This is a genomic window from Nocardioides sp. R-C-SC26 (assembly GCF_021246465.1).
In the GTDB taxonomy this organism is placed as follows: Bacteria; Actinomycetota; Actinomycetes; order Propionibacteriales; family Nocardioidaceae; genus Nocardioides.
The window spans coordinates 1-8,217 of sequence record NZ_JAHRHK010000008.1 but is presented as its reverse complement, the minus strand read 5'-3'; the positions used below and the strand labels follow the sequence as shown (position 1 = coordinate 8,217).

Sequence of the window (8,217 nt, the reverse complement as noted above, 5' to 3'; positions counted from 1 at the left end):
GGGGGTGGGCCCGCGCCGCCCCCCCCCCCGGGGGGGGGCGGGCCCCCCCCGGTGCCTTTTCCGGCTGTCCCGCGCTGCGCGGGAGACAGGGCGATCGCATCGGCGTGAGCCTCGTGGACGAGCGCGTGGCCGCGCCGGGGGAGACCTGAGGAGTCCGCGACGTGGGGTTCCTCGCACGTGTCGCGCATGACGCGCGGCGCCGCTCCTCGTTGTACTGAGAGAGGCCGGCCGGCGTGGTCGGCGAGGAGGGGAGGAGAGATCATGAGCGTGGCATGTGAGACTCGGGGCGTGGAGTTCGTGCGACTGACTGCCGCAGAGGCGCTGATGGACGGGCGCGTCGTCGTCCGCCACAGCGACACCACGCTCGCCCGCGGCCTCGAGCCGGGCGAGGAGATCGTCGTCCTCGACGCCGACGGCGAGCTGCGCAGCGCGCATGTCGTCGACCTCGACTTCTCCCTCACCGACACCCACTACGTCCTCGAGGTCGGTCTCCGCCTGCCCGAGGAGGTTGCGAGCCGTCGCATCGAGGGTGAGCAGGAGGACGCCGGCATGACCGAGCTCCTCGGCCTGCTCGGCGAGCTCCGTACTCGCCCGGTGGAGCAGCGCCGCCAGGTCTGACCTCGCCCCCGCTACCACAGCGGGGCCACGGAGTCGCGGCCCTCCTGGGTGTCGGTGGCCGGCGAGCCGCTTCCTAGGGTGTCGGCCGGGAGAGGCGCCGCACGGGCGGAGCCGCCCGATGCGAGGAGGCAACGGTGCCGGTCCTGGACGAGAAGCTGCAGCACGCCTACGACGAGGTGCTGCGGCGCAACCCCGGCGAGAGCGAGTTCCACCAGGCCGTGCTCGAGGTCCTCGACACCCTCGGCCCTGTCGTCGCCAAGCACCCCGAGTACGCGGACGCCGCCATCATCGAGCGGATCTGCGAGCCCGAGCGTCAGATCATCTTCCGCGTGCCGTGGGTCGACGACCAGGGCCAGACCCGGATCAACCGCGGCTTCCGCGTCGAGTTCAACTCCGCGCTCGGCCCCTACAAGGGCGGCCTGCGGTTCCACCCGTCGGTCTATCTCGGCATCGTGAAGTTCCTCGGTTTCGAGCAGATCTTCAAGAACGCCCTGACCGGACTGCCGATCGGCGGCGGCAAGGGCGGGTCGGACTTCGATCCCAAGGGACGGTCCGACGCCGAGATCATGCGGTTCTGCCAGTCGTTCATGACCGAGCTCTACCGCCACATCGGCGAGTACACCGATGTGCCGGCGGGCGACATCGGCGTCGGCGGCCGCGAGATCGGCTACCTCTTCGGGCAGTACAAGCGGATCACCAACCGGTACGAGTCGGGCGTGCTCACCGGCAAGGGCCTGGGGTGGGGCGGCTCGCGCGTGCGCACCGAGGCCACCGGCTACGGCACGGTGTTCTTCGTCGATGAGATCCTGCGCAGCCGCGGCGACGACCTCGAGGGCAAGAAGGTTGCGGTCTCCGGCTCGGGCAACGTGGCGATCTACGCGATCGAGAAGCTGCAGCAGCTCGGCGCCGTGGTCGTGGCGTGCTCGGACTCCGGCGGGTACGTCGTCGACGAGGCCGGAATCGACCTCGCGCTCCTCAAGGACGTCAAGGAGGCCCGCCGTCAGCGCATCTCGCACTACGCCGACGAGCGCTCGGGTGCGACGTTCGTCGACGACGGCTCGGTGTGGTCGGTGCCGTGCGAGATCGCGTTGCCGTGCGCGACCCAGAACGAGCTCGACGACACCGACGCGGGCGCGTTGATCCGCAACGGCGTGCAGGTCGTCGCCGAGGGGGCGAACATGCCCTGCACCCCGGAGGCCGTCCGTGCCTTCGCCGACGCCGGCGTCGCCTTCGCGCCCGGCAAGGCGGCCAACGCGGGCGGCGTCGCGACGAGCGCCCTGGAGATGCAGCAGAACGCCTCGCGCGACTCCTGGGGCTTCGAGCACACCGAGCAGCGCCTGGCCGAGATCATGCGCAACATCCACCGCAGCTGCCTGACGGCGGCCGACGAGTACGGACAGCCCGGCAACTACGTCGCCGGCGCCAACATCGTCGGCTTCACCCAGGTCGCCGACGCGATGCTGGCGCTGGGCGTGATCTGAGCCGCTTCCGGTGTGGGCAGAGTGCGGCTGCTCTCCGGGTGAGTGGTCGGCGAGGGGTCGTGTCGGTGGGTGCCCCAGGCAAGAGTCGAACTTGCGACCTTTCGCTTAGGAGGCGGCTGCTCTATCCACTGAGCTACTGGGGCGTGTGGTGCCCGAGTCTGTCACGGGCGCGGACGGCGATCGGCGCGGCGTCCGATTGGGAGCGTTGGGAGGCGCCCCGCACAATGGAGCCGCGATGACCGAGCCGAGCCAGACCTCCCAGCTGTCTGTGGACACCGAACGAGCCGCACCGGGTGACGGGACGCCGCGACGGCGCGGAGAGGCCAAGCGCGGCCGCGCGGTGGTGGCCGGGTTCGTGGCGGCCGGGCTGGTCGTGACCCTCGTGCTGGTGCTCGGCGGCGCCTACCTCTACCGCCACTGGAACGACAACATCGACTTCCGAGACGTCGACGACCAGCTCAGCAACCGACCGGTCAAGCAGGAGGTCGACACCGGGCCGCGTGAGCCCATCAACATCTTGGTGATGGGGTCGGACAGCCGCGAGGGCGCCAACAACATCGACGGACTGACCGGGGACGGCGAGCGCTCGGACACCACGATCCTCTTCCACCTCTCGGCGGACCGGAGCTTCGCCTACGGCATCTCGATCCCGCGCGACACCCTGGTCGAGCGTCCCGACTGCCTCACCGAGGACGGCGGGACGATCCCCGGATCGAGCAGCGCGATGTGGAACGAGGCGTTCGGTCTCGGCGGCCCCGCCTGCACGATGCAGCAGTTCGAGCAGGTCACCGGCGTCCGCCTCGACAACTACGTGGTGCTGGACTTCCAGGGTTTCGAGGACATGGTGGACGCCGTCGGCGGCGTCGAGGTGTGCATCCCCGAGGACATCTCCGACCCCTCGCACGGCATCAACATCCCGGCGGGCACGCGCGAGGTGGCGGGTCGCGAGGCGCTGAACTACGTCCGCGCCCGGTATACCCTCGGCGACGGCTCCGACATCGGCCGGATCAAGCGCCAGCAGGCCTTCGTGGCCGCGATGGCGAGCAAGGTGGTCTCGGCCGGCACGCTCTCGCGCGTCGACAAGGTGATCTCCTTCGTCAACGCCGCCACCAGCTCGCTGCAGACCGACTTCCGCTCGGTCGGCCAGATGGCGCAGGTCGGCGCGCAGTTCGAAGGCGTCGGCCTCGACCGCATCCGCTTCGTCACGGTGCCGTGGCAGTACTCCCCGATCGACCCGAACCGCGTCGAGATGCTCCCGGAAGCCGACGCACTGTGGCAGCGCGTCATCGAGGACCGCCCGCTGCCGAAGTCGTTGCGCTCCAGCGTCGTCAAGGCGAGCGACGACGTCCAGGGCCGGCCCCAGGGCTCGGGCGGCGCCCGTGCCGAGGAGCGTGCGGCCGAACGGCGTTCGGCGGGTCTCTGTGCCTGAGCGCGAGCCCGACCACGTCGACGACGCCGCTCAGGGCGAGGTGCCTGACGGCGCGCCGCCGGCCGAGCCCGACTGGCAGCGCCGGCGACGGCTGGCCGAGATCTTCGGCGAGGTCGTGCCTGACACGACAGGCGACGAGCGGGGGAGCAGCTCAGGCGGCTCGACCTCACCCAAGGAGGACGCCGGCGACCGCTGGCTCCGAGAGCAGGTGCCGCCCCACCACGGGTGACCCGCCCTCGCGTCGAGACGCGTCAACGGACGAGACGTGCCCAACGGTCACTCGGCGGGCGGCAGGCCCTGCTGGGTGCGGAGCAGGTCGCGGATCTCGGCGAGGAGCTTGATGTCCTCCGGCGTGCCGGGAGGGGCGCTGGGGAAGAACTTCTCCTTGAGCGTCACGAACGGCGTGACCACGAAGAAGTAGAGCACCGCCGCCATGATCAGGAACGCGATGAGGGCCGTGACGAATGTTCCGAGCGGGATGCCGTGCGGCTCCCAAGAGTTGAAGTTGGTGTCGCCGCCGAAGATCTTGCCGATGATGGTCAGCAGAACCTGAGTGAAGGCGGTGACGACGGCGGCGAAGGCGGTACCGATGATGACCGCGACCGCCAGGTCGACCAGGTTGCCGCGCAGGATGAAGTTGCGGAATCCGCTGAGCATGTGAGCACTCCTGTCTCGATGGGACCGTCCCGAGCGGGCGGCAGGTCGTGGCGAGTCCGCGCCACGACCTCGATGAGTCACGCTATCGAGTCCGACGTCATCGAGACACCGTGGCGTCGGACCAGGTGAAGACCACGAACGCCCGGACGGCGGCCGCGGTCACCGACGGCACGTCGTCGGGCTCGAGACCGAGCACCACGAGCCGGCCCCCGAGGCCGGCGTCCTGCCATGAGGCGCCCGAGTCCGCCTCGTCGGCTCCGCCGGGCAGCGCCAGCACCCGGACGTCGTGCGCGAGTGGCAGGGCGGGCTCGTCGTCCGCCGGGTCGACGACGCTCAGGTCGACGACGTCGCCCAGGCTGAGCAACCCCGCCATCGCCGAGTCGGGCAACCGGACCGGTGTCGCGACCACCCCGGGCTCGGTGAGATCGGCGCCGACCGTGCGGGCCGCCGTCAGGGGCTCACCACGGCGGATCGGACCGGCCAGCACCTGCCCCTCGGCGGTGTCGAGCAGCCCCGACGGCACCAGCGACGTCGGGTAGTCGGCCCTACGGACATCGCCGGGCTCCACGACCGAGCCGGCCGGAAGATCCCGCGTGGCGACGAGCACGGACGTGGTCGCCGGTGCCGGGCCGCGGACGGCGGAGACGCCGCTCACGACGGCCACACCGACGCAGACCGCGGCCAGCACTCGACGGCGTCGCAGCACGTGGATGCGCAGACGACGCCACGCGTGGGCGGGCCCGGACCTGCTCAGCAGGGTCGGACGGGCGTGGGGGGAACCAGGAGGACCGGGGGCCGGCGACATTCCTCGACGCTAGGAGGACTCGCGATCACCGGTCGCGCCTCCTCCACAGGCAGCGCGTCAGCCGGCGGTGTTGGCGCTCGGGGTGCTGGAACCGGACGACGTCGTCGGGGTGCCCGAGCCGGAGCTGCTCGAGCCTGAGTCCGATCCACCCGACGACGAGGAGCCGGAGGACGACGAGGACGTCGACGTCGAGGAGGGCGAGCCGCCGTCGGAGGACGAGGCGGTCGAGCGGCTGTCGGTGCGGTAGAAGCCGGAGCCCTTGAACACCACGCCCACGGCGTTGAACAGCTTGCGCAGCCGCCCGTGGCACTGCGGGCACTCGGTGAGCGCGTCGTCGGTGAAGCTCTGCACCTGCTCGAAGGCATGACCGCACTCGGTGCAGGCGTACTGATAGGTGGGCACGGGACTCCTCGATCTGGCACTCAGGTCTTTCGAGTGCCAATCCTACGCGGTCCCTCGTGGGTCGTGTGCGCGCACGCGGCACAATGACCGCACCATGACTGTCGCCTCCTCCGATGCTGACATCTCGGATGCGGGAAGCCCCGCCCCGCGCCGCTGGCCGCCCCTGTGGTGGCGCCGGTTCCAACTGCTGCCGCGCCCGCTCCGGGTGACGACGTGGATCGTGGTCGCGCTGGCGCTGGCCATGGTGGCGGCGTTGCTGGCCGGGGTGATGATCACCCGGCGCTCGTTCCCGCAGACCGAGGGACGCGTCGTCGTGCCCGGTCTGGGAGCGGAGGTCGACGTCGTACGCGACGAGCACGGCATCCCCCAGATCTACGCCGACACCGCCGACGACCTCTTCCGCGCGCAGGGCTTCGTGCACGCGCAGGAGCGCTTCTTCGAGATGGACGTGCGCCGCCACGCGACGGCGGGCCGGCTCGCCGAGATGTTCGGCGAGGACGCCGTGGAGACCGACGTCGTCGTGCGCACGCTGGGCTGGCGACGCGTCGCCGAGCGGGAGCTGCCGCTGCTGCGCCCCGAGACCCGGGCCGCGCTCGATGCCTACGCCGCCGGCGTCAACGCCTACCTCGAGGGTCGCAGCCTGGGCGAGATCTCACTCGAGTACGCCGTGCTCGACGCCGGGGGCCTCGACCACCGCCCCGAACCGTGGACGCCGGTCGACTCGCTCGCCTGGCTCAAGGCGATGGCGTGGGACCTGCGCGGCAACATGGACGACGAGATCGCGCGCAGCCTCGCGGTCGACGCCGTCGGGCCACGCCGCGCGCAGCAGCTCTTCCCGCAGTACCCCTACGCCGACCACGACCCGATCGTCACCCAGGGCAGCGTCGTCGACGGCGTCTACGAACAGGACGCGACCGCCGGAGGGTCGCGCGAGCCGCTGCGGCCGGCACCTCGCTACCGCCAGGCGCGCGAGCGTGCCGCGCTCGCCCGGGCGGCCTCCGCCGCCGATCGTCTGCCGGCGTGGCTCGGCTCCGGCGACGGCGTGGGCAGCAACGCGTGGGTGGTCTCGGGAGATCTCACCGACACCGGCGCGCCGCTGCTCGCCAACGACCCGCACCTCGGTGTCGGCATGCCGGGAGTCTGGATGCAGGTCGGCCTGCACTGTCGCGAACGCACCAGCGCCTGCCCCTACGACGTGGCGGGCTTCTCCTTCTCCGGAGTTCCCGGCGTGATCATCGGTCACAACGCCGACATCGCCTGGGGGTTCACCAACCTCGGGCCGGACGTCACCGACCTCTACGTCGAGCAGGTGCGTGGGGGCTCCTACCGCTACGACGGCCAGGAACTGCCCCTGCGCACGCGCACCGAGCGGATCAAGGTGCGTGACGGGGACGACGTCGCGATCGAGGTCCGCTCGACCCGGCACGGTCCGCTGCTCTCCGACGCCGGGGGCGACCTCGGTGACCGTCTCCGCGAGATCGGCGCGAGCGCGAGCGAGTCGGCCGGAGCGTCCGGAACGCAGGGTGATCCCGAGTACGCCGTCGCGCTGGCGTGGACAGCGCTGCAGCCGTCGACCACGGCCGACGCGATCCTGGCGCTGGACCGGGCGAGCGACTGGGACTCCTTCCGGACGGCGCTCTCGTCCTTCGCGGCACCGGGCCAGAACGTCGTCTACGCCGACAAGGACGGGCAGATCGGCTACCAGGCCACCGGGCTGATCCCGATCCGCAAGTCCGGCAACGACGGCCGCAGCCCCGCCCGTGGCTGGCGCAGCGAGGACGACTGGACGGGCGAGGTGGTGCCCTACGACGCGCTGCCGCACGTGCTCGATCCCGACGAGGACTTCGTCGTGACGGCGAACCAGGCCGCCGTCGGCACCGACTACCCCTACTTCCTCACCGACGACTGGGACCGCGGCTATCGCTCGCAGCGCATCCGCACCCTGCTCGAGGCGGCCGTCGGCCGCGGTGAGCAGCTCGACGTCGAGGCGATGGCGGCCATCCAGCGCGACGACCTGCACCCGCTCGCCGCCGTCCTGGTGCCGGTGCTGCTCGACGTCCGACTCCGCGGCCACTACGCCTCCGACGGTCAACGGCTGCTCGCCGACTGGGACTTCACCCAGCCCGCCGACGGCGAGGGCAGCGCGGCCGCCGCCTACTTCTCGGTGGTCTGGCGCAACCTGCTGGCGCTCACGTTCCACGACGACCTCCCCGAGGCCGCATGGCCCGACGGCGGCCAGCGCTGGATGGCCGTCGTCACCGATCTGCTCCGGCGGCCCACCGACCCGTTCTGGGACGACGTGGAGACCGACGAGCGCGAGACCCGCGACGACATCATCCGCGCCGCGCTCGTGCAGGCCCGCGACGAGCTGACCGTGCGGCAGGCGCTCGACCCGGGCGAGTGGACCTGGGGCGAGCTGCACGAGTTGGACCTGCGCTCCTCGACGCTGGGGGAGTCGGGCATCGCGGTCGTCGAGCGGCTCTTCAACCGCGGCGGCTGGGGCGCCGCCGGCAGCGGCTCGGCCGTCGCCGCCTTCGCGTGGGACGCCGCCGAGGGGTACGAGGTGGTCACCGGGCCGTCGATGCGGATGGTCGTCGACCTCGACGACTTCGACTCCTCCCGCTGGGTCAGTCTGACCGGCGTCTCGGGGCACGCCTTCCACCCGCACTACACCGACCAGACCGACGTCCTGATGCGGGGCGACGACCTCGCCTGGCCGTTCAGCCAGGACGCAGTCGACGCCGCCGCCGACGACACCCTGACGCTCGTCCCGGCACCGACCACCGGTGGTTGAGGAGCGAGCGGTGTCCCGGCGGTGCGGGGGG

Annotated in this window: 8 protein-coding genes and 1 tRNA gene; 5 read left to right on the top strand and 4 right to left on the bottom strand. The window is 71.5% G+C overall.

Translation table 11 applies throughout. From position 1 onward, the window contains the following. Nucleotides 1-288: 288 nt before the first annotated feature. Both KSO97_RS09080 and gdhA read left to right on the top strand, forming a co-directional pair. Nucleotides 289-618, top strand: a complete 330-nt coding sequence (locus KSO97_RS09080) for a hypothetical protein (RefSeq protein ID WP_232678140.1) — start codon at nucleotides 289-291, stop codon at nucleotides 616-618. 143 nt (nucleotides 619-761) lie between these two features. Next, nucleotides 762-2,099 carry an NADP-specific glutamate dehydrogenase gene (gene gdhA, locus KSO97_RS09075; protein ID WP_232678325.1) on the top strand — a complete coding sequence of 446 codons (1,338 nt, stop codon included), beginning with the start codon at nucleotides 762-764 and terminating at the stop codon, nucleotides 2,097-2,099. Nucleotides 2,100-2,169: 70 nt separating this feature from the next. Here the strand turns inward: gdhA and KSO97_RS09070 are convergent. Continuing rightward, nucleotides 2,170-2,242, bottom strand: a tRNA-Arg gene (locus KSO97_RS09070). Between the two features lie 92 nt (nucleotides 2,243-2,334). Here KSO97_RS09070 and KSO97_RS09065 point away from each other — a divergent pair. Then, on the top strand, nucleotides 2,335-3,528 hold the full coding sequence (locus KSO97_RS09065; protein ID WP_232678139.1) for an LCP family protein: 1,194 nt from the start codon (nucleotides 2,335-2,337) through the stop codon (nucleotides 3,526-3,528). Continuing rightward, complete coding sequence (locus KSO97_RS09060) at nucleotides 3,521-3,757, top strand: hypothetical protein (protein WP_232678138.1); 237 nt, start codon at nucleotides 3,521-3,523, stop codon at nucleotides 3,755-3,757. Before KSO97_RS09065 ends, KSO97_RS09060 begins: the two co-directional genes overlap by 8 nt. Before the next feature lie 47 nt (nucleotides 3,758-3,804). Here the strand turns inward: KSO97_RS09060 and mscL are convergent, their stop codons facing one another. The 3 genes from mscL to KSO97_RS09045 all read right to left on the bottom strand — a co-directional run bounded on the left by mscL (nucleotide 3,805) and on the right by KSO97_RS09045 (nucleotide 5,392). Further along, entirely contained in the window at nucleotides 3,805-4,185 is a 381-nt protein-coding gene (gene mscL, locus KSO97_RS09055) for a large conductance mechanosensitive channel protein MscL (RefSeq protein WP_232678137.1), read from the bottom strand. Between the two features lie 97 nt (nucleotides 4,186-4,282). Further along, entirely contained in the window at nucleotides 4,283-4,990 is a 708-nt protein-coding gene (locus tag KSO97_RS09050) for an SAF domain-containing protein (RefSeq protein WP_232678136.1), read from the bottom strand. A gap of 57 nt (nucleotides 4,991-5,047) precedes the next feature. Next, entirely contained in the window at nucleotides 5,048-5,392 is a 345-nt protein-coding gene (locus tag KSO97_RS09045; protein WP_232678135.1) for an FmdB family zinc ribbon protein, read from the bottom strand. A 94-nt stretch (nucleotides 5,393-5,486) separates the two neighbouring features. Between KSO97_RS09045 and KSO97_RS09040 the strand changes: the two genes are divergently transcribed. Then, a complete protein-coding gene (locus KSO97_RS09040) occupies nucleotides 5,487-8,186 on the top strand; it encodes a penicillin acylase family protein (RefSeq protein ID WP_232678134.1) in 2,700 nt (899 codons plus the stop codon). Nucleotides 8,187-8,217: the final 31 nt, after the last annotated feature.